Raw genomic sequence first — 22,041 nt, 5'->3', positions numbered from 1 at the left:
CTGTCCATGGCTATCCTGCATACCCAGCTCAACCCCCGTTCGGCGGAATTCGCGAGCAACAGCGCGGCGATGCTCAAACAGGTCGACGCCCTGCACACCCTGCTCGCGCAAGTGCAGCAAGGTGGCGGCCCGAAGGCGCAAGAACGCCACACCTCGCGGGGCAAATTGCTGCCCCGTGAGCGAATCAATCGCCTGCTCGATCCGGGCTCGCCATTTCTCGAGATCAGCCAACTGGCGGCTTACGAAGTGTATGGCGAAGACGTGCCGGCCGCAGGCGTGATTGCCGGGATCGGCCGTGTCGAAGGCGTCGAGTGCATGATCGTGGCCAACGATGCCACCGTGAAAGGCGGTTCGTATTACCCGCTGACCGTAAAAAAGCACCTGCGCGCCCAGACCATCGCCCAGCAAAATCGCCTGCCGTGCATCTATCTGGTGGACTCGGGCGGCGCCAATCTGCCGCGTCAGGATGAAGTGTTTCCGGACCGTGAGCATTTCGGGCGGATCTTCTTCAACCAGGCGAACATGAGTGCCATGGGCATTCCGCAGATCGCCGTGGTCATGGGCTCCTGCACCGCCGGTGGCGCTTACGTGCCAGCGATGGCCGACGAAGCGATCATGGTTCGCGAGCAGGCGACGATTTTCCTTGCCGGGCCGCCGTTGGTGAAAGCCGCGACCGGCGAAGTGGTCAGCGCGGAAGATCTGGGTGGCGCCGACGTGCACTGCAAGATTTCCGGCGTCGCCGACCATTACGCCGAGAGTGACGAACACGCCTTGGCCATTGCCCGACGCAGCATTGCCAACCTCAACTGGCGCAAGCTCGGCGAAGTGCAGCAACGCACGCCCATCGCCCCTCTGTACAACAGCGACGAGTTGTACGGCGTGGTGTCGGCGGACGCCAAGCAACCGTTCGACGTGCGCGAAGTGATTGCGCGACTGGTGGACGGTTCGGTGTTCGACGAATTCAAGGCGCTGTTCGGAACCACGTTGGTGTGCGGTTTTTCCTACCTGCATGGTTATCCGATCGCGATTCTCGCCAACAACGGCATCCTGTTCGCCGAGGCCGCGCAGAAAGGCGCGCACTTTATCGAACTGGCCTGCCAGCGCGGCATTCCGTTGCTGTTTCTGCAAAACATCACGGGGTTCATGGTCGGCCAGAAATACGAGGCCGGCGGCATTGCCAAACACGGCGCGAAACTGGTGACCGCCGTGGCGTGCGCCAAGGTGCCGAAGTTCACCGTGATCATCGGCGGCAGTTTCGGCGCCGGTAACTACGGCATGTGCGGGCGGGCCTACGATCCGCGCTTCCTGTGGATGTGGCCTAACGCACGCATTGGCGTGATGGGCGCCGAGCAAGCGGCGGGCGTGTTGGTGCAGGTCAAACGCGAGCAGGCCGAGCGCAGTGGCCAGGGTTTCAGCGCCGAGCAGGAAGCCGAGATCAAGCAACCGATCCTCGATCAATACGAGGAACAGGGTCACCCTTACTACTCCAGTGCGCGGCTGTGGGATGACGGCGTCATTGACCCGGCGCAAACCCGCGACGTTTTGGCCCTGGCCTTGTCCGCGTCGCTGAACGCGCCAATCGAACCGAGCCGCTTCGGCGTGTTCCGGATGTGATCCTGTAGGAGCGAGCTTGCTCGCGATGGACGTTAACGATAACGCGTGCTTTCTGAATTGACGCGTCGCTCTTTAGTCCATCGCGAGCGAGCTCGCTCCTACAAGTACCGTGGAGACGGACGAAAATGAGCGACTTCAACACCCTCGAGCTGCAGACCGACCCGCGTGGTTTCGCCACCCTGTGGCTCAGCCGCGAAGAAAAAAACAACGCGTTCAACGCTGAGATGATCCGCGAATTGATCCTCGCGCTGGACAAGGTCTCAAGCGATGCCAGCCTGCGGTTCTTGCTGGTGCGTGGGCGCGGCAAGCATTTTAGCGCTGGCGCCGATCTGGCGTGGATGCAGCAATCGGCCGAACTCGATTACCACACCAATCTGGACGACGCCCGGGAACTGGCGGAGTTGATGTACAACCTCGCCAAGCTGAAAGTGCCGACGCTGGCCGTGGTGCAAGGCGCAGCTTTCGGCGGCGCGCTAGGCCTGATCAGTTGCTGCGACATGGCCATCGGTGCCGATGACGCGCAATTCTGCCTGTCGGAAGTGCGCATCGGCCTGGCGCCGGCGGTGATCAGCCCGTTCGTGGTGCAAGCCATCGGTGAGCGTGCGGCGCGCCGATATGCGCTGACTGCCGAGCGCTTCGGCGGGCAGCGGGCGCGGGAAATCGGCCTGTTATCGGAGAGTTATCCGATCAATGAGCTGGAGCAAAAAGTCGAACAATGGATCGACAACCTGCTGCTCAACAGCCCCGCGGCCATGCGCGTCAGCAAGGACTTGCTGCGTGAAGTCGGCAACGGTGCGCTGACGCCGGCACTGCGCCGCTACACCGAAAATGCCATCGCGCGAATCCGCGTCAGCCCCGAAGGCCAGGAAGGCCTGCGCGCCTTTCTGCAAAAACGTCCGCCGAGCTGGCAGGCCGAAACCACCCCCAAGGAGCCGCGTTGATGAGCGCACCTGTCATTACCTCTCTGCTGGTGGCCAACCGTGGCGAAATCGCTTGCCGGGTGATGCGCACCGCCAAGGCGTTGGGCCTGACCACCGTCGCCGTGCACAGCGCCACCGACCGTGAAGCCCGGCACAGCCGTGAAGCGGACATCCGCGTCGACCTCGGTGGCAGCAAGGCCGCCGACAGTTACCTGCAAATTGACAAGCTGATCGCTGCCGCCCAGGCCAGCGGCGCTCAGGCCATTCATCCGGGCTATGGCTTTTTGTCCGAGAACGCCGGGTTCGCCCGCGCGATCGAAGCGGCGGGCCTGATCTTCATCGGCCCGCCCGCCTCGGCCATCGATGCGATGGGCAGCAAGTCCGCCGCCAAGGCCCTGATGGAAACCGCTGGCGTGCCATTGGTGCCGGGTTATCACGGCGAAGCTCAAGACCTCGACACCTTCCGTGACGCCTGCGAACGCATCGGCTATCCGGTACTGCTCAAGGCGACGGCGGGCGGCGGCGGTAAAGGCATGAAAGTGGTCGAGGACGTCAGCCAACTGGCCGAAGCCCTGGCCTCGGCTCAACGTGAGGCGCAATCCTCGTTCGGCGATTCGCGAATGCTGGTGGAGAAATACCTGCTGAAACCACGTCACGTGGAGATTCAGATCTTCGCCGACCAGCATGGCAACTGCCTGTACCTCAACGAGCGCGATTGCTCGATTCAGCGTCGGCACCAGAAAGTCGTCGAGGAGGCGCCCGCACCAGGCCTGAGCCCGGAGCTGCGTCGTGCCATGGGCGAAGCCGCCGTGCGTTCGGCCCAAGCGATCGGTTATGTCGGCGCCGGCACCGTGGAATTCTTGCTGGATGCGCGCGGCGAGTTCTTCTTCATGGAGATGAACACGCGCCTGCAAGTCGAACACCCGGTGACCGAAGCCATCACGGGCCTCGATCTGGTCGCGTGGCAGATTCGCGTGGCGCGCGGTGAAGCGCTGCCGATGACCCAGGATCAGGTGCCATTGATCGGGCATGCCATCGAAGTGCGGCTGTATGCCGAAGACCCGGGCAATGACTTCCTGCCGGCCACCGGGCACCTGGAGTTGTATCGAGAATCGGCTGAAGGTCCGGGTCGTCGAGTCGACAGTGGTGTCGAAGAAGGCGATGAAATCTCCCCGTTCTACGACCCGATGCTCGGCAAGCTGATTGCCTGGGGTGAGGATCGTGAACAGGCGCGGTTGCGCATGTTGAGCATGCTCGATGAGTTTGCGATTGGTGGGCTCAAGACAAATATCAACTTCCTGCGCCGGATCGTCGAGCATCCGGCATTTGCCGCGGCTGAACTGGATACCGGGTTCATTCCGCGTTATCAGGCGCAACTGCTGCCGGAACCTTCACAACTCAGCGATGAATTCTGGCAAGCCGCGGCGCAGGCGTTTGCCCAGAGCCAAGCGAGCACGACCCGCACTGACGACCTGAGTTCGCCTTGGGGTATCGGCAATGGGTTCCGTGCTGGATTGCCGAGGGAAATCACCCTTCACTTAAGCTGCGAAGGCCAGGATCGCGCGCTGACGTTGGGCGATACCCGATCGGCGCAGCTCACGGGCGAGCAACTGCTGACCGAGCACAACGGCGTGCGTCGCCAGCATCGGGCAATCCGTCGCGACGGCGTTATGTATCTGCAATGGGAAGGTGAATTGCGTCGCGTCGAGTCCTACGACCCGATCAGTGCCGTCGAAGCCAGTCACAGCCATCAGGGCGGGCTCACCGCGCCCATGAACGGCAGCATCGTGCGAGTGCTGGTGGAGGCCGGGCAAACGGTCGAAGCCGGGGCGCAACTGGTGGTACTGGAGGCGATGAAGATGGAGCACAGCATTCGTGCGCCACACGCCGGGGTGATCAAGGCGCTGTATTGCCAGGAAGGCGAAATGGTCAGCGAAGGCAGTGCGTTGGTCGAGCTGGAAGAAGCCTGAATGGAGATCGGTCCTACACCTTACGAGGACCGATCTGATCAGAACCTGGCCGTTGCCTGAACCACCACGCCAATGATTCGGCAGGCGTTGGTGTAAAGGGCTTTCGGATACGTCGGATTGAGCGGGACCAGGTAACGCTGCCCGCCCTCTTCGATCAGTTTGCGAAAAGTCGCCTCGCTGCTATCCGGCCATTGGGCGATCACCAGTTTTCCGGGCTCCGGCACAATGGCCGGGTCCACCAGGATCATCATGCCCTCGGCGATACTGAGGCCACTCGGTGCGGTCATCGCATCGCCCACCACCGTCAGCCAGAACGCCGCGCCCTGAGCGTGGTAATCGGTGAGCTCGAATCGTGCCTTGTTATACACCGTCGGCTCGCCGTCGCGCACCTCACAGGATTCTCGCCAGTCACTGACCGGGTAGCGGAAGTACGGGTTGTACTTTCGCACCAGATCCTGGCTTTCCTCTTTCGACGTGTCCGGCTCCCGAATTACCAGCGCCACTTCGAGAAATTCCATACCCAGTGCGTGCAACACCCGGTTCATGTCATCGATGCCCGGCTGGCGACGTTTGTTCAGCCAATGGCCGATGCCGCCCTGGGACATTCCGAGGCGCTCGGCGAGTATCTCTTGAGTGACGTTGAGTTCACTCATCTTGGCCTTAACCAATTCAATCCATTTATCCATGTGCGGCACGATACGTGGACGACTCCGACCATCAAAACACAAATTGTAGTATTTAAAACCTAGTCATAAATACAGTTCGTACTAGGATTGAATCACGGATTTGAATCCCTCACGGAGTTTGCCAGCGCCATGACCATCCCCAGCCACGAACTGCCCGATCTGCAAATCGACACCTCCCTCACCTCGCCGAAAGGTTCGGCCGCCGCGCAAAAGGCGCTGGACTATTACTTGAAACCAGCTGTGTCCGAAGAAGCGGAAGAAGCGCGTTTTTTTGATGTGAACCGCAACGTCAGCAGCGAGGAAGCACTGGTGCGTGCTTCAGACTTACTGCGTTGCGCCGCCGCCACCGCGTCCGAATCGGCGAACAACCTGCACGGTGTCCACCGGGATCTGGCATTTTCGACGGTGCACATGATCGATATGGCCAAGGCATTGCTGGATCGATCCCTGGACGGGATTCATCACGGATAAGACAAGGAGGGATATTTCGAAGGGCGCGGGAAAGAATTTTCCAATCGCGCCGATAAAGCATTTGACTTGCAAACGAGAATGATTACTATTGCATGCAGCTGGTCGCGAGATCAGTCGATTGTCCAAGTGACCTTAGGTCGGTCTCTTGGACTATCTCCTCATCAGGCTAATCACGGTTTTTGACCCGGCTTTTTGCCGGGTCTTTTTTTTTGCCAGTTACTCTGGCTTGGCCTTCAGGCTAATGAAGTCTTTACGTGCTGCAAATTCGATGGCGCGGATAATATCAAAAGAATATCTGTTGGCAAGGAAAGCCCGGCAACGTTGGCTCAAACTAACGTTAAATAGCACTTGAGAATCAATCGTCCAGTCTCTAAGCTGCGACGGCGTCAAGGAGGACGCCCCCCTTCATACCCCGCAATTTCCCCCGGTTTTTCCCTTCCCAGCGTGTAAAGTAGCAGCCATAAAAATCATATTCAGGAATCGACTATGACCGTGGCTAAATCCTCTTTCGACATCAGCGCGAACTTCGACAGCGGCAACATTGAAGTGTTGGATATCAGCAATACGTTGCAAGCGCTTTTGGCGATCAAGCCGGACACTCGCAGCCAGCATTTTCAGTGGTTTCACTTCAAGGCCAGCGGTTTACACGTCGGACAGGAGCACTGGTTTCGTCTGAGCAATGCCAGTACCTCCTCGTACAACAAAGCCTGGGACGGTTATCAGGCGGTGGCGTCCTACGATCACGTCAACTGGTTCCGGGTGCCGACCATTTTCGAAGGCGACTGCCTGCGTTTCAGCCTTGAAGCCACCGCTACCCACGCCTGGTTTGCCTACTTCGAACCCTACAGCCGTGGCCGCCATGACTGGCTGATCGAGCAGGCGCTGACCAAGACCGGCGCCGAACTGCTGGCCACCGGCAAGAGCGTTGAAGGGCGTGACATTCAACTGCTGCGCAAAGGCACCGGAGCCGAAAATCAGCGCAAGGTCTGGATGATTGCCCAGCAACACCCCGGCGAACATATGGCCGAGTGGTTCATGGAAGGCGTGATCGAACGCCTGGAAAGGCATGACGATCCTGTTCTGAACAAACTGCTGGCCAGCGCCGATTTATACCTGGTGCCAAACATGAACCCGGACGGCGCCTTCCACGGTCACTTGCGCACCAACGCTATGGGCCAGGACCTCAACCGCGCTTGGCAGAGCGCCAGCCAGGAAGTCAGTCCGGAAGTCTTTTTCGTACAGCAGCAGATGGAAAAGTACGGTGTGGATCTGTTCCTCGACGTCCACGGCGATGAGGAAATCCCTTACATATTCACCGCCGGTTGCGAAGGCAACCCTGGCTACACGCCGCGGATCGAAAAACTCGAAGAGCATTTCCGCAGCCACCTGAAACACCTGACCAAGGATTTCCAGACCAAGCACGGCTACACCCGTGACCTGCCGGGCAAGGCCAATATGACATTGGCGTGCAATAGCGTCGGTGAGAAATTTGACTGCTTGTCATTAACCCTGGAAATGCCGTTCAAGGACAACAACGACAAACCGGATCCGCTGACTGGCTGGTCGGGCAAGCGTTCGAAACAGTTGGGCAAGGACGTGTTGACGACCGTTGCGGACATGGTTGATACCTTGCGCTGATTCCCTTCAATGGCTGCATGCCCGCCATGCAGCCATACCGTTGACCGGATTACTGACGGTCGTGACACTAGTGTTGGTGGCCTACGCCGCCCCTCGCCACAATTAATTTCGGTAGATCAAATCACCCCCGGTCCTTACCCCGCAACATGCTATCCAGCACCTCATCCCGCCGCACCCAACCATGAAACAACGCTGCCGCCAGATGCAGCAACACAGTCAGAAACAGCAGATAAGCCAGATACCCGTGCGCCTTGCGCAGGAACGCAAACACCTGCGCATTCGCCGGCAGGATCGACGGCAACTGCAACGAACTGCTGAGCATCACCGGGTCGCCCGCCGCTGAAATCATTGCCCAGCCGAGCAGCGGCAGGATCAACATCAAGGCGTACAGCAAGACATGCGAAGCCTTGGCTGCCAGCACCTGCCAACCGGGTAAATCCGCCGGGAGTGGGGGTTGTCGGGTAGAAAAGCGAACACCGAGGCGCACGATCACTAGCAGCAGAATGGCGACGCCCAGCGGTTTGTGCAGATTGATCAGCCATTCATGCCGCTCCGATACAGAAGCGACCATCCCGGCGCCGATAAACAGCATGGCGATGACCATCAACGCCATCAGCCAGTGCAACAGGCGCGCCAGTGGAGCGAAGTGGTTCGGTTGAGTGCTCATTGACGAGACTCCTGTTTATTTGCAGAGGGCAACTGACTGACTTCACTGGTGCGGCGCAAATAGGAACTGGCGTAACCGGCCGAGCGAGCGGCGAGCAACGGGTCGTCGGAGCCTTCGATGCCGGCGGGCAAGACCAGCGGGTCGTAGTTGATGTCGCGGCATTCACCATCAAGTTGCGGCTGAGTGCTTTCAAGCACCAGCGTTCCGGCGTTCACCACTTTGCGACCGTCGGGCCAGGCCTTGCTGGCGTCGTTGACCGGATCACCCGGATTGGCCAGCGTAAGGTTCAACTGCCAACGCAAAGGACCTGCGGCGATACGTTGAACCAGGTCTTTCTCAAGAAAGTCGCCACCCTCCGGCGCCGTGGCGCCAGCGGCGTCCTGAGCCACCGGCACCATGCTCCAGCGCACCGCTTGCTTTTGCCCGGCCGCATTGACCAGGTAAAACGCATTGACGCTGTTGTAGGTTTCCGTCACGTAACTGGCGGACGGCTTGGCGTTTTTGATCCAGGCCAGGAACGGCGCGGCTTCCGGGTGCGCACCGAAGAACGCCGGCACCGCAGCGGGGTTCGGTTTGCCGGTGGCCGGGTCTGGCGACTGGGCTTGTTGCAATTGGTAGAACGCTTCGGGCGTGCCTACCGGGAACACCGGCATGCTGTTCATCCCGGTGCGCCACTGTTGGCCGTTGGTCTGGGTGAAACGCAGCGCCAGACTGCGGATTGGCACGGCGCTGTCCGGCGCGTAAGGATTGCCGGCCGGCAACGCAAAACGCCCAACCACCGGAGTCCTCGCGTCATCGAATACTTGAGCGCTGGAATAGCTGCGTGCTTCGCCACTGCTCTCGAAATGCCCGATCACGCACACCCCTTTGGCGTGATTACGCCGAAACCCCGGGTGCACGCCGTTATTGGTTTCCAGCACATTGATCAGTTTTTTCGGCGTCAGACGCTGTGGGTCAAACGTGCCATTGACGTAAGCAAATGCCCCGGCCACTGCAGCGACCACCACGGCAATGCCGGCCAGGCGCAACGTCAGGCTTGCGGCACTCAAGGGGGCCCGGGGGGGCGGTGATGAGCGATCTACCATGAAAGACTCCAGGGCCATCGGCCACAAGTGAGAGGGACCCAGCAGACGAACCGCACACCGGTTTATTCCATCGCGCGGCATTTATTTTTTCCGGCGTGGAATAAGTTCGAATGACGAGCGTCTTCCTGAACACTCACACAGCGTAGTGATTAGTCAGAACTTCATGAACGATATCGACGAACAACTGAGAGAAATCATTCCCGGATTGCGCCGGTTTGCCGTGTCGTTGACGCGCAACCCCAGCGGCGCCGACGATTTGGTGCAATCGTGCCTCGAGCGGGCGCTGTCGAGCTGGAGTGACAAACGTCCCGAGGGTGATTTGCGTGCCTGGTTGTTTTCGATTCTTTATCGGCAATTTCTCGACGCTCACCGACGCTCCCGGCGTTATGCGCGGATGCTCGAGTTCTTTATCGGACGTGATGACACCCAGCCGTCGGTAGAACGCACCGTAATCGCCCAATCGACGCTGCAGGCCTTCGATCAACTCAGCACCGAACAGCGCGCCCTGCTGCTCTGGGTGTCGGTCGAAGGCCTGAGTTACAAGGAAGTCGCCGAAATCCTCGGTGTCCCCACCGGCACCGTAATGTCGCGCCTGTCCCGTGCCCGCCAGGCCTTGCGCCAACTCAGCGACGGCGAAATCACCCGCCCTTCTCTGCGGAGACTCAAATGATCAGCATGCCCCCGAGCGAGCGTGACCTGCACGCGTATGTCGACCACCAGTTGAATGACGACGACCGACGTCTGGTGGAGACTTTTCTGGCCAGCAACGTAGAAATGTCTGCACAGGTTCGCGCCTGGCAGCAGGACGCCCAGCACCTGCGCGCCGCCCTCAGCGGCGCCTTGCAGCAACCGGCCAACCCGGACCTCGACCCGGCGCTGATTCGCCAGCGACTCAGGCGCCAATCGCGCCGACATCTGGCCAGCGCTGCCGTGTTAGTGATCGCCGTGAGCATCGGCGGCATTAGCGGCTGGCAGGCGCGGGAGATGACCCTCATCAGCGCCGCGGCGCCGATGGCCGATGCGATGCAGGCTTATCGTCTGTTTGCCCAGCAAGGCATTTTGCCGGCCGATTTCAAGGTCAGCGACGATGGCGACATGCAGGGCTGGCTCGACCGCTATTTCACCCAGGCCCATCGCCTGCCGGATCTTTCCGGCGCAGGGTTCAAACCGGTCAGCGGACGCTTGCTCAGTACCGAGCAAGGGCCGGCGGCAATGGTGGTTTATGAGGATCGAAGCGGGCATAAAGTCAGCTTCTACGTGCGCCCGCCGGGTCCGAAAAACTTCCTGCTGCCCCGAGGCAGTCGCAGTGACGGTGAATTGCAGGCCGAGTATTGGTCGGGAGCCGGATACAACTACGCGATGGTCAGCCCGACGGATACACCGGCGGCGCAGATGCTCAGAAAAACCGTGCACTTCTGACCACATCACAAATCCCCTGTGGGAGCGGGCTTGCTCGCGAAGGCAATCTCACACTCAACTCTTTTGCCGCTATTATGTCGCCCTTTTTCAGGCCCCCGCGCCCTACCCTCGATCGATAGCGAATCTGTTCATGGATACCCTTGCCCAACTGCGCGCCGGCCTGCTGGCTGGCACCACTCGCCTGGACCTGGCCGCCGGCCTGACGGAATTCCCCCTGGAAATCCTCGACCTCGCGGACTCGCTCGAGGTGCTCAACCTCAGTGGCAACGCCTTGAGTAGTCTGCCGGATGACTTTCACCGCCTGACCCGTTTGCGCGTGTTGTTCTGCGACCGCAACCACTTCAGCGAACTGCCCGCCTGCCTTGGCCAGTGCGCCGCGCTGACCATGGTCGGGTTCAAGTCCAACCGCATCGAAACAGTACCGGGCGCTGCGCTGCCACCGCTGTTGCGCTGGCTGATCCTGACCGACAACCGCATCAGGGAACTGCCGACCGAACTGGGTGAACGCCCGCACCTGCAAAAACTGATGCTGGCCGGTAATCGCCTGCAGCGCTTGCCCGAAAGCATGAGCAATTGCCATCGCCTTGAGCTGACCCGCATCGCCGCCAACCAGTTGACCGAACTGCCGGGATGGCTGCTGACACTGCCAAGCCTGACCTGGCTGGCCTACGCCGGCAATCCGCTGGAAACCGAGGCGGATGCGGCTGCTCTCGATGCCACACCGACTATTCCCTGGTCGCAGTTACGCCTGGAGAAACAGTTGGGCGAAGGCGCTTCCGGCATCATTTATCAAGGGCTGTGGAAGCAGACAACGCCGGTCGCGATCAAACTCTACAAGGGCGAAATGACCAGCGATGGCTCGCCGCTGCATGAAATGAACGCCTGCATTACCGCCGGCCTTCACCCCAACCTGATCCGGGTCGAAGGACGGATCGTCGAGCACCCACAGGCGCAAGCCGGGCTGGTCATGGAACTGATCGGCCCGAGTTATCGCAACCTCGCCGGGTTGCCGAGCCTGGCGTCCTGCAGCCGCGACGTCTATGCCAGCGACACGCGGTTCAGCGCCGAAGTGGCCTTGCGGATCGCCTGTGGCATCGCGTCGGTGGCCGAGCATCTGCACCAGCAGGGCATCACCCACGGCGACCTCTATGGCCACAATATTCTCTGGAACGAGCACGGTAACTGCCTGTTGGGTGACTTTGGCGCAGCGTCTTTCCATGCGAAGGAAGACAGCCTTGAAAGCCGCGCATTGCAGCGGATCGAGGTGCGCGCGTTTGGCGTTCTGTTGGGGGAATTGCTGGAGCGGATCGACTCGGGATTGAGCGATGAAGATCGTGTGCGACTGGAGGATTTGCAGCAACGCTGCTGTCAGCCGGACGTGCTGGCGCGGCCGGGGTTCAGCGAGATTGTGCGGGAAATGAATGGCTGGTGACCGCTGCGCGGTCAATCGCGGGCAAGCCCGCTCCCACAGTGTCCGAGTTGAATCACAATCTTGTGAACGACTCGAACCCTGTGGGAGCGAGCTTGCTCGCGATAGCGGTATCACTGAAAAAGCAATTACCCCGCCAACCCGACAAACATATCCTGCACATCATCGTGGTTATCGAGACCTTCGAGGAAGGCTTCGACTTCAGCCATCTGCTCGTCGCTCAGGCCGCTGACCGGGTTCTTCGGCTTGTAACCCAGCTTCGCCGACAACACGGTGAACCCCTGCTCAGGCAAGGCTTTCTGCACCGAATCCAGATCGGCTGCTTCGGTGATGAATAAGGTCGCACCGTCTTCACCCGGCTCGAAATCCTGAGCGCCGGCTTCGATAGCCGCCATTTCCGGATCGGCATCCGGGCTGTCCGGGGATGCCTCAATCATGCCCACATGGTCAAAGTCCCAGGCCACGGAACCGGACGCACCCAATTGGCCCTTACGGAACGCGACGCGGATTTCCGCGACGGTACGGTTGATGTTGTCAGTCACGCATTCAACGATCAGCGGCACCTGGTGCGGCGCGAACCCTTCATAGGTCACACGATGGTATTGCACGGTTTCGCCGAGCTGGCCGGAGCCTTTCTTGATCGCACGTTCCAGGGTTTCGCGGGGCATCGAAGCCTTTTTCGCCTGTTCGACCACCAGACGCAGGTGTGCGTTGGTGGCGGTATCGGCACCGTTGCGCGCAGCGATGGTGATTTCCTTCACCAGTTTGCCGAAGATCTTGCCCTTGGCATTGGCTGCCGCTTCTTTGTGTTTAACCTTCCACTGTGCGCCCATTACTCACTCTCTTATCTATGGCGCCGAGACATCTATTGGCCGACGCTTTGCGCAAGTTTATACGGCCTAAAGTTGGCAATCGACCAAAAAATCCATCCTGTCGAATCGACATCTTCACCGCGAGTTGTAGGGCGATTCTGAAACATTGCTTCGCGGTGACCACAACGAGTCACGTTTCCGTACCCTCTGCGCCCGTACTCCCTGGCAGAAGCGCATTCGATGCACAACGACAAGGAAAGTCCCTTTACCCTGACACTGCTGAACGGCAATTTGAGCTTGCAGGTGCTGCAGTTCAATGGCCTTGAAGCCCTCAACCAGCCTTACCGGTTCGACCTCGAAGTGATCGGCCTGGCACCGGCCCTGAGTCTGGATCACCTGCTGCACCAGCCGGTGTTCTTCAGCTTGACCGAGGGCCGGGGCATCCACGGCATCATCCACTGCGCCACTCGCGAACATCACGACCTGCACCGGGTCGGCTACAGGCTGGCGCTGGTGCCATGGCTGCAAAACCTCGACCGACAGCGTTGCCGTCGGGTGTTTCATCAACTTGATGTGTCCGCCATCCTGCGCCAGTTGCTCGAAGAAAACGGGGTACCTGAATACAGCTACCGCTTTGAACTGCCCAAGGGGCGCTATCCCGCCAGACCGTTCTGCATTCAGTTTGATGAGTCGGACCTGGCATTTCTGCAACGACTCTGCGAAGAAGAAGGCATTCACTATCACTTCGAACATCAGCGCGACGGCCATGTGCTGGTGCTGGCCGACGACAGCCTGAGTTTCCCTCAAGAACCGCTGCTCATGCCTTTTCACGGCAATGCGTCTGACGCCACAGACGTGCCGGTGATCAGTGAATTGTTCCAGCGCCACACCTCGCCCCCACTCACCGCGCGCCACTTCCCGCACCTGCTTGAGCGCGACCAGCTCAGCCGTCGAACACTGGAACGTCTGCGCTGCCGACATGGGCAGATGCAGGGTCAAAGCAACCAAAGCGCATTGCGCAGCGGACGAATCGTACAAGTGTCGGAACATCCGCTCCCGAACTTCAACGATCAATGGCTGCTGACCGAGATCCGGCATCAGGGCGGGCAGCCGTCGATTCTTGAGCGGAACGTGACCGACAGGGTCCGGCATTACAGCAATCAATTCACCGCCATTCCATGGTCAACGGTATTCCGGCCCCCGCTCATACAGGCCAGACCCAACATTCCGGGTTTTCAGACGGCCCGGGTGCTGGGCGCTGTCGGTCAGCCTGCGGAGCTGGATGACCAAGGCCGGATAAAGGTCAGGTTATGGCCATCTCCGGAGACTGAAGAGGATGAGTTCACCGGATTCTGGCTGCCCGTGGTCGTCGTTGCGCCGGATGGCCGGATTGATCCGTCCAGGTTACCCGGCGCCGGAACTGACGTGCTCATCAGTTTTCTCGACAGCGATCCGGACCGCCCCGTGTTGTACGCCACCGCGAGCAGCCCCCCGGTACTTCGACCGCCGCAGCCACCTCAGGGCGATGACCGGCTGCTGTTTGACTGGCTGGTGAACCGCAAGGTCTGATCAGCTGTGCGGCGGGTGGTGGCGACGTTCTGGAGAGGGTTCGTCTGAATTGGACGCACTTCTCCCTTGTAGGAGCAGCCGAAGGCTGCGATCTTTTGATCTTCACCTTTAAAAGAAAAATCAAAAGATCGCAGCCTTCGGCAGTTCCTACGGCGCCAGGTCAAAAAACGCTTGTATCAAACGCAAATCCCGCCGCCGTTCCATACACCCGATCATGTGCCGATTAACCAACCCTTCGCCCACAATCGGCACCGCCGCCACCCGTGGGTCATGGCTGACTTCCACCGATGACACCACCCCCACCCCCAACTCCGCCGCAACGGCCTCGGTCACCGCTTCACGACTGTCCAGCTCCAGCAACACCCGCGGATTGACCTTGGCCTGAGCGCACGCCGCATCGAAGGTGCGCCGGGTGATCGAACTCGGTTCGCGCAACACCATAATCACCTGATCCAGTTCCTTGAGCTGCACGCCTTTCGATTTCTTCGCCCAAGGATGCCCCTCGGGCACCAGCGCGCAAATCCGTGATTCGCTCAGCGCCTGCAAATGCAGGCCCTTGCGCGGCTCGACTTCGGTCAGCACCGCCACATCCGCATGCTCGGACAACAGTGCCGCGAGGGTTTCCTGGGCGTTGCCCAAGCGCAGGTTCACGGTGATCCCCGGATAACGCGCCCGCAGGCTTGCGAGCATCGGCATGACCATGTGCGGTCCGTCCGCCGCCACTTCCAGACGGCCGGTGAGCAACTGTCGATTGGCCTCGAGCATCACCTGCGCTTCTTCCGCCAGACCAAACATAGCCCGGGTGATCGCTGCGAGTTTGGTGCCCTCCTCCGTCAGTTCGACCCGACGCGCGGTGCGCCGCAGCAGGGTGATCTGGTAGTGCTCCTCCAACGCCTTGATGTGCCCGGTGACCGCTGGCTGGCTGATGAACAGCCGCGCGGCGGCCCGGGTAAAGCTGCCCTCGCGGGCGACCGCATCGAAGGCACGGAGGTGGAACAGGTTCATGAATAACCCTCACTGATGGCTGGCATAACAACAAACAATTTGATTGATAGCACCGCAAATTGCAATTTAAGCCCCGTAGCTTCATCTCATCGATTGCGAGGACACGAGAATGAGTACTGCCGACCCCATCCTGCTCACCCCCGGCCCGTTGACGACTTCGGTCCGCACCCGACAGGCAATGATGGTCGACTGGGGTTCATGGGATGAGCGCTTCAATCAACTGACCGCCAGCCTCTGCGAGCAATTGCTGGCAATCCTCAACGGCGGCGACAGTCACCACTGCGTTCCCTTGCAAGGCAGTGGCACCTTCGCCGTCGAAGCGGCCATCGGCACCTTGGTGCCTCGCGATGGCAAAGTGTTGGTGCTGATCAACGGCGCCTACGGCAAACGCCTGGCGAAAATCTGCGAAGTGCTCGGCCGTTCCTTCAGCACGTTTGAAACGGCGGAAGACGAACCGACCACCGCCGCCGACGTCGACCGTCTGCTGCGGGCCGACGCCAGCATCACCCACGTTGCGCTGATTCACTGCGAAACCAGCACCGGCATCCTCAATCCGTTGCGGGAGATTGCCCATGTTATTGCGCAACACGGTAAACGCCTGATCATCGATGCCATGAGTTCCTTCGGCGCACTGCCAGTGGATGCGCAACAGGTGCCGTTCGATGCACTGATCGCCGCTTCAGGCAAATGCCTGGAAGGCGTTCCGGGGATGGGTTTCGTCTTCGCTCGCAAAGAATCGCTGGCAAATGCGGCAGGTAACTCGCACTCGCTGGCGATGGACCTTTTCGACCAGCACACCTACATGGCCAAGACCGGCCAGTGGCGCTTCACGCCGCCGACCCACGTGGTTGCGGCATTGCACGAAGCCCTGCTGCAATACAACGAAGAAGGTGGCTTGCCGGCCCGGCATCAGCGTTACGCCGACAACTGCAAAGTGCTGCTCGATGACATGGCCAAACTGGGTTTGCGCAGCTTCCTGCCCGCTGCGTTTCAGGCGCCGATCATCGTCACCTTCCACGCGCCGAAAGACCCGCGCTACCAGTTCAAGGAGTTCTACGAACGCGTCAAGGCCAAGGGTTTCATTCTCTATCCCGGCAAATTGACCCAGGTCGATACCTTCCGCATCGGCTGCATCGGCCACGTCAACCAGGCCGAAATGCACGCGGCCGTGGCAGCGGTGGCTGAAGTGTTGCGCGAGATGGAAGTACTCGATATCTGAACCACGCCACCTTCCCCTGTGGGAGCGAGCTTGCTCGCGATTGCGGTCTGTCATTCACCATTGATGTCGACTGACAGGGCCTCATCGCGAGCAAGCTCGCTCCCACAGAAAAGCCAAACTCCCGAATAGCTCGTTCTAACAGGAATTTATTTGCCATGAACTACAGCAACCCAACCAAACTCCAAGCCGCGATCCTCGACTGGGCCGGCACCGTGGTCGATTTCGGCTCCTTCGCGCCGACACAGATTTTTGTCGAAGCTTTCGCCGAATTCGACGTCCAGGTTTCCATCGAAGAAGCCCGTGGCCCGATGGGCATGGGCAAGTGGGATCACATCCGCACCCTGTGCAATCAGCCGGCCGTCGCCGAACGTTATCGCAAGGCGTTCGGCCGCACGCCAACCGATGATGACGTGACCGCCATCTACAATCGCTTCATGCCGCTGCAGATCGAGAAAATCGCCGAGCATTCGGCGCTGATTCCCGGCGCGCTGGACACCATCGCCCACCTGCGTGGCCAAGGGATCAAGATCGGTTCCTGCTCCGGCTACCCAAAACAGGTCATGGACAAAGTGGTCGAGCTCGCGGCCACTAACGGCTACGTCGCCGACCATGTGGTCGCCACCGACGAAGTACCTAACGGCCGCCCATGGCCGGCTCAGGCGTTAGCCAACGTGATCGCCCTGGGCATCGACGATGTCGCCGCGTGTGTGAAGATCGACGACACCGTACCGGGCATTCTCGAAGGTCGTCGCGCGGGCATGTGGACCGTCGCGCTGATCTGCTCGGGCAACGCGCTGGGCCTGGACTACGAAGGTTATCGTGCCCTCGACAGCGACCGACTGGCCAGCGAGCGCAAGCGAATCCACGCGATGTTCGAAGGTTCGCGTCCGCACTACATGATCGACACCATCACCGATTTGCCGGAAGTGATCGCCAACATCAACAAGCGTCTGGCCAAGGGTGAGATGCCGCAGAGTTATTGATTCACTGCCCGATGCGCCGTGCTCCTACAGAGGCGCGGCGCTTTTTTCCTCAGGCAAACCCCGGCGAAACACGCTTACGCTACAGCACCGTGAAACCCGCGGCGGCCCTGCAAGCCGCCGGTGTGTATGAAGATCAGGCGCGCGCCCTTGGCAAATTTGCCAGCTTCGACGTGCTGCTTGAGCGCCAGCAACGCTTTGCCGGTATACAACGGTTCCAAGGGAATGCCGCTCGCGCGTTCGGTCTGCGCGATGAAGTCCAGTAACAGCGGATCAACTTTGGCAAAGCCGCCGCGACTGGCGTCGAACAGTTCATAGAACGGATCTTGCAAGCCCGCTTCTTGCACAATCGATTCGACCTGCTGCGCCACACCATGATCGTCGGGCACCGCCAACGCGCCGTAAACCGCATGTTCCCCCGCTTCGGCCAGCACGAGGCCGGCCAGGGTCGTGCCGGTTCCGCAGGCCAGCCACCAGCCGTCGTAACCACTCCAGGACAGATCGTTCAGTTGCTCACTGACCATGGTTTTCAGCCGCATGCAGCCCGTTGCGCCCGGTAATCCACCGCCACCTTCCGGCACGGGAAACAAATCCGGGTATTGCTCGCGCCAAGGTTCCCAAAAATCCGCTTCGTGCCGCGCGCGATAGCCGCCATAACCCAGCCACTGCAACTGCATGCCCAATGCTTGCAAGTCGTTCACTGTCGGAGTGTCTCGCGGGTGACCGCGCAGCAACCCCACCGTTTTGAATCCGAAGCGTTTGCCAGCAGCGGCCAGTGCGTGGAGATGATTGGAGTGAGCACCGCCCAGGCTGATGATGCCTTCTGCACCGGCGAGGTCGGCCGCTTTGAGGTGTTCGATGAGCTTGAACCATTTGTTGCCGCTGATCAGCGGGTCGATCTGGTCGAGACGCAGGATGGCGAGTTCGATGCCGGCGCTTTTGAGCCAGTCGAGATAAAGGGGTTCGAGGGTGGCTTGGGGTAGCCAGTCGTTGGGTGGGAGAAGCATCTATGCCGGCTTTCTGGGTGAAGAACCAGCATTCTAGTCGCTCAAAGGCAGCCATCGCGAGCAAGCTCGCTCCCACGGTGGTTTTGTATCGGTCACAAATTCGTGAACAACACAGAACCCGTGGGAGCGAGCTTGCTCGCGAAGGTCACGGGCACGTTAGGCCTGCAGATTACAGCTCAGCAGCCAACCGCGACCCCTGATTGATCGCCCGCTTCGCATCCAGCTCCGCCGCCACGTCCGCGCCGCCAATCAAATGCACGTTCTGCCCGGCCGCGACCAACCCGTCCTGCAATTCACGCAGCGGATCCTGCCCGGCGCAAATCACGATGTTGTCCACTGCCAGCACTTGCGGCTCGCCGGTTTCGCCTATGCGGACATGCAGGCCTTCGTCATCGATCTTCAAATACTCAACGCTGTTGAGCATCTGCACCTGCTTGTTCTTCAATCCGGTGCGGTGAATCCAGCCGGTGGTCTTGCCGAGGCCGTCACCGACCTTGGATTTCTTTCGTTGCAGCAAAAACACTTCACGGGCCGGTGCATGGGGTTCTGCCTTGATCCCGGCGACACCGCCACGCGCTTGCAGCTGCGTATCGATGCCCCACTCTTTCCAGAATGCTTCACGGTCCAGGCTGGTGGCCACACCTTGATGGACCAGGAACTCCGACACGTCGAAACCGATACCGCCAGCGCCGATCACCGCGACACGTTTGCCCACCGGTTTGCGCTCGAGGATCACGTCCAGGTAGCTCAGCACCTTGGCGTTCTCGACGCCCGGAATTGCCGGTACTCGCGGTGCGATGCCGGTGGCGAGGATAATCTCGTCATAACCGCCTTCCACCAGTTTCGATACATCCACGCGAGTGTTCAGGCACAGCTCGACGTTGGTGGTTTGCAGTTTGCGGTTGAAGTACCGCAGGGTTTCGAAGAACTCTTCTTTCCCCGGCACGCGCTTGGCGATGTTGAACTGGCCGCCGATTTCGCTGGCCGAATCGAACAGCGTTACTTGATGTCCTCGCTCGGCGGCCACGGTGGCGGCAGACAGGCCCGCAGGGCCGGCACCGACAACGGCAATTTTTTTGATCTGCTGCACTGGCAGGTAATTGAGTTCAGTCTCATGACAGGCCCGAGGGTTCACCAGGCAACTGGTCAACTTGCCGCCGAACGTGTGATCGAGGCACGCCTGGTTGCAACCGATGCAGGTGTTGATTTCATCGGCACGGCCAGCGGCGGCCTTGTTGACGAAATCCGGATCGGCCAGGAACGGCCGTGCCATCGACACCATGTCGGCGTCGCCCTCGGCCAGAATCTGCTCGGCCACTTCCGGAGTATTGATGCGGTTGGTGGTGATCAGCGGAATGCTCACCGAACCGCGCAGCTTGGCGGTGACTTTGCTGAACGCCCCACGCGGTACCTTGGTGGCGATGGTCGGAATCCGCGCTTCGTGCCAGCCGATACCGGTGTTGATGATGGTCGCACCGGCTTGCTCGATGGCTTTGGCCAGGGTCACGATTTCTTCCCAGGTACTGCCGCCTTCCACCAGGTCGAGCATCGACAGGCGGAAGATAATGATGAAATTCGGGCCAACGGCTTCGCGCACGCGGCGGACAATTTCCACCGGCAGGCGCATGCGGTTTTCGTAGCTGCCGCCCCAGCGGTCGGTGCGCTGATTGGTGTGAGCCGCAAGGAACTGGTTAATGAAATAACCCTCGGAGCCCATGATCTCGACGCCGTCGTACTCGGCTTTTTGCGCCAGGGCCGAGCAGGTGACGAAATCGCTGATCTGCTTCTCGATGCCTTCCTCGTCCAGCTCTTTGGGTTTGAACGGGTTGATCGGTGCTTGAATGGCACTCGGTGCAACCTGCTTCGGGCTGTACGCATAACGACCGGCGTGAAGAATCTGCATGCAGATCTTACCGCCCGCCTCGTGCACCGCGCGGGTCACGATTTGATGTTTGAGCGCTTCTTCTTCGGTGGTCAGCTTGGCCGCGCCGGAATACACGCCGCCTTCGTCGTTCGGGCCGATACCGCCCGTCACCATTAGGCCAACGCCGCCACGGGCGCGCTCGGCAAAGTACGCCGCCATGCGCTCGAAACCGCCGGGTTTCTCCTCAAGTCCGGTGTGCATCGAGCCCATCAGAGTGCGGTTGCGCAACGTGGTAAAACCCAGGTCCAGCGGGGCCAACAGGTGCGGGTAATGAGCGGCGGTCATCGGTAACTCCACAACGAGCGATCACGGAAAAGTGTGGGCGCTCTTTGGCGCCCCTCTGTCATGTGTAACAGACTATGAGCACTCCCCCGAACGCTCAATGACCGTAACTGACAACTTATTGATCCAAATGCGCAGCAGCCCTTGGCAAGCGCCAGCATGGGCCCTACCCTAGTCAGCAAACCCTGCACACGGCCGTTGACTGTTTCCCATGCGCAAACTTCTGTACCTGACCTTCTCCATGGCATTGATTGCCGCCCTCACGACCTACGCCATGTGGGCCGCGGATCGTCCGGCGGGGCATTACTTGTCGGACCTGCGGATCGATCTCGCCATTGATCAGGGCACCCCGGCCGATCGCGGCAACCTCTTGGGCATCCAGCCAGAACTGTTTCCCACGGACTATCAAAGCACCGAGCGCCTGCACCGCAAACTCGCGGCCTATCTGCAGAAAGCCCAGGAACAGGGTCTGTTAAATGAAAAAACCATCGTCGTGCTGCCCGAACATATCGGCACTTGGTTAATGGTCAGCGGCGAAAAAGACGAGCTGTACCAGGCCAACACCATCAAGGAAGCCATGAACTGGCTGGCGATGAGCAATCCCTTGCAGTTCCTCCGCGCCCTGATCAGCGCCAAGGGCGACAACCGCCTGGACGATGCGCACCTGCGCATGAAAGCCAAAGTTATGGCCAAGGATTACCAGGCGCTGTTCGGTGGTCTGGCGAAAGAATTTCACGTGACACTGGTGGCGGGGTCCATCGTGCTGCCCGAACCGAGCATCATCGACGGCAACCTGAAAATCGGCCGCGGCGCGCTGTACAACAGCACCGTGGTGTTCAATCGCGATGGCATGCCGATTGGCCAGCCCCAGCGCCAGATGCATCCGATCTTCGCCAAGCATGATGTGATCAAGGCAAATGATGAACATACGCTCAACGTCGTCGACACCCCGGCCGGTCGCCTGGGCGTGTTGATCGGCAGCGACAGCTGGTACCCGGACAACTACCGCAAACTCGACGATCAGGGCGCAAAGCTGGTGGCGGTCCCGGCGTTCGTCGTCGGCCGTGGAACGTGGGACAAGCCATGGCGGGGTTACAAGGGCTTGTCGACGCCCGGTTCCGTCAGCCTCAAGCCTGGCGAGCTCAGTGAAGGACAGGCCTGGCATCGCCTGACGCTGACCGCACAACCACCCAACAGCCAGGCCATCGCGGGCATGAGTGTGTTTCTGCGCGGCCGGTTCTGGGATCAAGGCAGCGCCGGGCAAAGCTTTCTCAGCAGCAACGGGCAGCATTCTGCCGGCGGTAATGTCCGCGGCGCGCGCTTGCTGAACCTGTGGTTGTAAGC

General features: G+C 60.2%; 19 protein-coding genes. 12 read left to right on the top strand and 7 right to left on the bottom strand.

From position 1 onward, the window contains the following. Nucleotides 1-6: 6 nt before the first annotated feature. The 3 genes from ACYZT9_RS09995 (at nucleotide 7) to ACYZT9_RS09985 (ending at nucleotide 4,504) form a co-directional block, all read left to right on the top strand. A complete protein-coding gene (locus ACYZT9_RS09995) occupies nucleotides 7-1,614 on the top strand; it encodes a carboxyl transferase domain-containing protein (RefSeq protein WP_462009638.1) in 1,608 nt (535 codons plus the stop codon). 125 nt (nucleotides 1,615-1,739) lie between these two features. Continuing rightward, on the top strand, nucleotides 1,740-2,555 hold the full coding sequence (locus ACYZT9_RS09990; protein WP_462009637.1) for a gamma-carboxygeranoyl-CoA hydratase: 816 nt from the start codon (nucleotides 1,740-1,742) through the stop codon (nucleotides 2,553-2,555). After that, complete coding sequence (locus ACYZT9_RS09985) at nucleotides 2,555-4,504, top strand: acetyl/propionyl/methylcrotonyl-CoA carboxylase subunit alpha (protein WP_462009636.1); 1,950 nt, start codon at nucleotides 2,555-2,557, stop codon at nucleotides 4,502-4,504. Before ACYZT9_RS09990 ends, ACYZT9_RS09985 begins: the two co-directional genes overlap by 1 nt. Before the next feature lie 38 nt (nucleotides 4,505-4,542). Here ACYZT9_RS09985 and ACYZT9_RS09980 read toward each other — a convergent pair whose 3' ends face one another. Beyond that, nucleotides 4,543-5,190 carry a LexA family protein gene (locus tag ACYZT9_RS09980; RefSeq protein ID WP_462009635.1) on the bottom strand — a complete coding sequence of 216 codons (648 nt, stop codon included), beginning with the start codon at nucleotides 5,188-5,190 and terminating at the stop codon, nucleotides 4,543-4,545. 129 nt (nucleotides 5,191-5,319) lie between these two features. On the opposite strand from ACYZT9_RS09980, the gene ACYZT9_RS09975 reads away from it, so the two are divergent. Together ACYZT9_RS09975 and ACYZT9_RS09970 are read left to right on the top strand one after the other, a co-directional pair. Continuing rightward, nucleotides 5,320-5,661 carry a DUF6124 family protein gene (locus ACYZT9_RS09975; protein ID WP_462009634.1) on the top strand — a complete coding sequence of 114 codons (342 nt, stop codon included), beginning with the start codon at nucleotides 5,320-5,322 and terminating at the stop codon, nucleotides 5,659-5,661. A 486-nt stretch (nucleotides 5,662-6,147) separates the two neighbouring features. Then, on the top strand, nucleotides 6,148-7,299 hold the full coding sequence (locus ACYZT9_RS09970) for a M14 family metallopeptidase (protein WP_462009633.1): 1,152 nt from the start codon (nucleotides 6,148-6,150) through the stop codon (nucleotides 7,297-7,299). A gap of 121 nt (nucleotides 7,300-7,420) precedes the next feature. On the opposite strand, the gene ACYZT9_RS09965 is transcribed toward ACYZT9_RS09970, so the two are convergent. Together ACYZT9_RS09965 and ACYZT9_RS09960 are read right to left on the bottom strand one after the other, a co-directional pair. After that, entirely contained in the window at nucleotides 7,421-7,966 is a 546-nt protein-coding gene (locus ACYZT9_RS09965; RefSeq protein WP_462009632.1) for a cytochrome b, read from the bottom strand. Next, the gene (locus ACYZT9_RS09960; protein WP_462009631.1) at nucleotides 7,963-9,051 is read right to left on the bottom strand and encodes a catalase family peroxidase; all 1,089 of its coding nucleotides are present in this window, start codon (nucleotides 9,049-9,051) and stop codon (nucleotides 7,963-7,965) included. The genes ACYZT9_RS09965 and ACYZT9_RS09960 overlap by 4 nt, the downstream gene beginning before the upstream one ends. 163 nt (nucleotides 9,052-9,214) lie before the next feature. Here ACYZT9_RS09960 and ACYZT9_RS09955 point away from each other — a divergent pair, with 163 nt between their 5' ends. The 3 genes from ACYZT9_RS09955 (at nucleotide 9,215) to ACYZT9_RS09945 (ending at nucleotide 11,902) form a co-directional block, all read left to right on the top strand. Continuing rightward, entirely contained in the window at nucleotides 9,215-9,721 is a 507-nt protein-coding gene (locus tag ACYZT9_RS09955; RefSeq protein WP_462009630.1) for a sigma-70 family RNA polymerase sigma factor, read from the top strand. Then, nucleotides 9,718-10,470: an anti-sigma factor family protein gene (locus tag ACYZT9_RS09950; protein ID WP_462009629.1), complete on the top strand. Its 753-nt coding sequence runs from the start codon at nucleotides 9,718-9,720 to the stop codon at nucleotides 10,468-10,470. The genes ACYZT9_RS09955 and ACYZT9_RS09950 overlap by 4 nt, the downstream gene beginning before the upstream one ends. 130 nt (nucleotides 10,471-10,600) lie before the next feature. Further along, nucleotides 10,601-11,902: a protein kinase gene (locus ACYZT9_RS09945; RefSeq protein WP_462009628.1), complete on the top strand. Its 1,302-nt coding sequence runs from the start codon at nucleotides 10,601-10,603 to the stop codon at nucleotides 11,900-11,902. A gap of 125 nt (nucleotides 11,903-12,027) precedes the next feature. Here the strand turns inward: ACYZT9_RS09945 and ACYZT9_RS09940 are convergent, their stop codons facing one another. Then, nucleotides 12,028-12,732, bottom strand: coding sequence for a YebC/PmpR family DNA-binding transcriptional regulator (locus ACYZT9_RS09940; RefSeq protein WP_462009627.1), 705 nt, complete (start codon nucleotides 12,730-12,732; stop codon nucleotides 12,028-12,030). A gap of 219 nt (nucleotides 12,733-12,951) precedes the next feature. Here ACYZT9_RS09940 and ACYZT9_RS09935 point away from each other — a divergent pair, with 219 nt between their 5' ends. Further along, nucleotides 12,952-14,280 carry a type VI secretion system Vgr family protein gene (locus ACYZT9_RS09935; protein ID WP_462009626.1) on the top strand — a complete coding sequence of 443 codons (1,329 nt, stop codon included), beginning with the start codon at nucleotides 12,952-12,954 and terminating at the stop codon, nucleotides 14,278-14,280. Nucleotides 14,281-14,427: 147 nt separating this feature from the next. On the opposite strand, the gene ACYZT9_RS09930 is transcribed toward ACYZT9_RS09935, so the two are convergent. Continuing rightward, nucleotides 14,428-15,285, bottom strand: a complete 858-nt coding sequence (locus tag ACYZT9_RS09930; protein ID WP_462009625.1) for a LysR substrate-binding domain-containing protein — start codon at nucleotides 15,283-15,285, stop codon at nucleotides 14,428-14,430. Between the two features lie 109 nt (nucleotides 15,286-15,394). Between ACYZT9_RS09930 and ACYZT9_RS09925 the strand changes: the two genes are divergently transcribed. After that, nucleotides 15,395-16,504, top strand: a complete 1,110-nt coding sequence (locus tag ACYZT9_RS09925; protein WP_462009624.1) for a 2-aminoethylphosphonate--pyruvate transaminase — start codon at nucleotides 15,395-15,397, stop codon at nucleotides 16,502-16,504. A gap of 155 nt (nucleotides 16,505-16,659) precedes the next feature. Then, nucleotides 16,660-17,487 carry a phosphonoacetaldehyde hydrolase gene (gene phnX, locus ACYZT9_RS09920; protein WP_462009623.1) on the top strand — a complete coding sequence of 276 codons (828 nt, stop codon included), beginning with the start codon at nucleotides 16,660-16,662 and terminating at the stop codon, nucleotides 17,485-17,487. Between the two features lie 74 nt (nucleotides 17,488-17,561). Here the strand turns inward: phnX and ACYZT9_RS09915 are convergent, their stop codons facing one another. Both ACYZT9_RS09915 and ACYZT9_RS09910 read right to left on the bottom strand, forming a co-directional pair. Then, complete coding sequence (locus ACYZT9_RS09915; RefSeq protein WP_462009622.1) at nucleotides 17,562-18,491, bottom strand: 1-aminocyclopropane-1-carboxylate deaminase/D-cysteine desulfhydrase; 930 nt, start codon at nucleotides 18,489-18,491, stop codon at nucleotides 17,562-17,564. A gap of 169 nt (nucleotides 18,492-18,660) precedes the next feature. Further along, nucleotides 18,661-20,700 (bottom strand): oxidoreductase, encoded by a 2,040-nt coding sequence (locus ACYZT9_RS09910; RefSeq protein ID WP_462009621.1) that lies wholly within the window; start codon nucleotides 20,698-20,700, stop codon nucleotides 18,661-18,663. Nucleotides 20,701-20,908: 208 nt separating this feature from the next. On the opposite strand from ACYZT9_RS09910, the gene ACYZT9_RS09905 reads away from it, so the two are divergent. After that, complete coding sequence (locus ACYZT9_RS09905; protein ID WP_462009620.1) at nucleotides 20,909-22,039, top strand: carbon-nitrogen hydrolase family protein; 1,131 nt, start codon at nucleotides 20,909-20,911, stop codon at nucleotides 22,037-22,039. The last annotated feature ends 2 nt before the right edge of the window (nucleotides 22,040-22,041 follow it).

This window comes from Pseudomonas sp. ZT5P21 (assembly GCF_054897785.1).
This window is presented reverse-complemented; position numbering and strand designations above follow the sequence as displayed.

Bases quoted from the DNA above. Each gene is read 5' to 3' on its own strand.
- ACYZT9_RS09995 (WP_462009638.1), top strand. From the start codon at position 7: ATGGCTATCCTGCATACCCAGCTCAACCCCCGTTCGGCGGAATTCGCG.
- ACYZT9_RS09990 (WP_462009637.1), top strand. From the start codon at position 1,740: ATGAGCGACTTCAACACCCTCGAGCTGCAGACCGACCCGCGTGGTTTC.
- ACYZT9_RS09985 (WP_462009636.1), top strand. From the start codon at position 2,555: ATGAGCGCACCTGTCATTACCTCTCTGCTGGTGGCCAACCGTGGCGAA.
- ACYZT9_RS09980 (WP_462009635.1), bottom strand. From the start codon at position 5,190: ATGGATAAATGGATTGAATTGGTTAAGGCCAAGATGAGTGAACTCAAC.
- ACYZT9_RS09975 (WP_462009634.1), top strand. From the start codon at position 5,320: ATGACCATCCCCAGCCACGAACTGCCCGATCTGCAAATCGACACCTCC.
- ACYZT9_RS09970 (WP_462009633.1), top strand. From the start codon at position 6,148: ATGACCGTGGCTAAATCCTCTTTCGACATCAGCGCGAACTTCGACAGC.
- ACYZT9_RS09965 (WP_462009632.1), bottom strand. From the start codon at position 7,966: ATGAGCACTCAACCGAACCACTTCGCTCCACTGGCGCGCCTGTTGCAC.
- ACYZT9_RS09960 (WP_462009631.1), bottom strand. From the start codon at position 9,051: ATGGTAGATCGCTCATCACCGCCCCCCCGGGCCCCCTTGAGTGCCGCA.
- ACYZT9_RS09955 (WP_462009630.1), top strand. From the start codon at position 9,215: ATGAACGATATCGACGAACAACTGAGAGAAATCATTCCCGGATTGCGC.
- ACYZT9_RS09950 (WP_462009629.1), top strand. From the start codon at position 9,718: ATGATCAGCATGCCCCCGAGCGAGCGTGACCTGCACGCGTATGTCGAC.
- ACYZT9_RS09945 (WP_462009628.1), top strand. From the start codon at position 10,601: ATGGATACCCTTGCCCAACTGCGCGCCGGCCTGCTGGCTGGCACCACT.
- ACYZT9_RS09940 (WP_462009627.1), bottom strand. From the start codon at position 12,732: ATGGGCGCACAGTGGAAGGTTAAACACAAAGAAGCGGCAGCCAATGCC.
- ACYZT9_RS09935 (WP_462009626.1), top strand. From the start codon at position 12,952: ATGCACAACGACAAGGAAAGTCCCTTTACCCTGACACTGCTGAACGGC.
- ACYZT9_RS09930 (WP_462009625.1), bottom strand. From the start codon at position 15,285: ATGAACCTGTTCCACCTCCGTGCCTTCGATGCGGTCGCCCGCGAGGGC.
- ACYZT9_RS09925 (WP_462009624.1), top strand. From the start codon at position 15,395: ATGAGTACTGCCGACCCCATCCTGCTCACCCCCGGCCCGTTGACGACT.
- phnX (WP_462009623.1), top strand. From the start codon at position 16,660: ATGAACTACAGCAACCCAACCAAACTCCAAGCCGCGATCCTCGACTGG.
- ACYZT9_RS09915 (WP_462009622.1), bottom strand. From the start codon at position 18,491: ATGCTTCTCCCACCCAACGACTGGCTACCCCAAGCCACCCTCGAACCC.
- ACYZT9_RS09910 (WP_462009621.1), bottom strand. From the start codon at position 20,700: ATGACCGCCGCTCATTACCCGCACCTGTTGGCCCCGCTGGACCTGGGT.
- ACYZT9_RS09905 (WP_462009620.1), top strand. From the start codon at position 20,909: ATGCGCAAACTTCTGTACCTGACCTTCTCCATGGCATTGATTGCCGCC.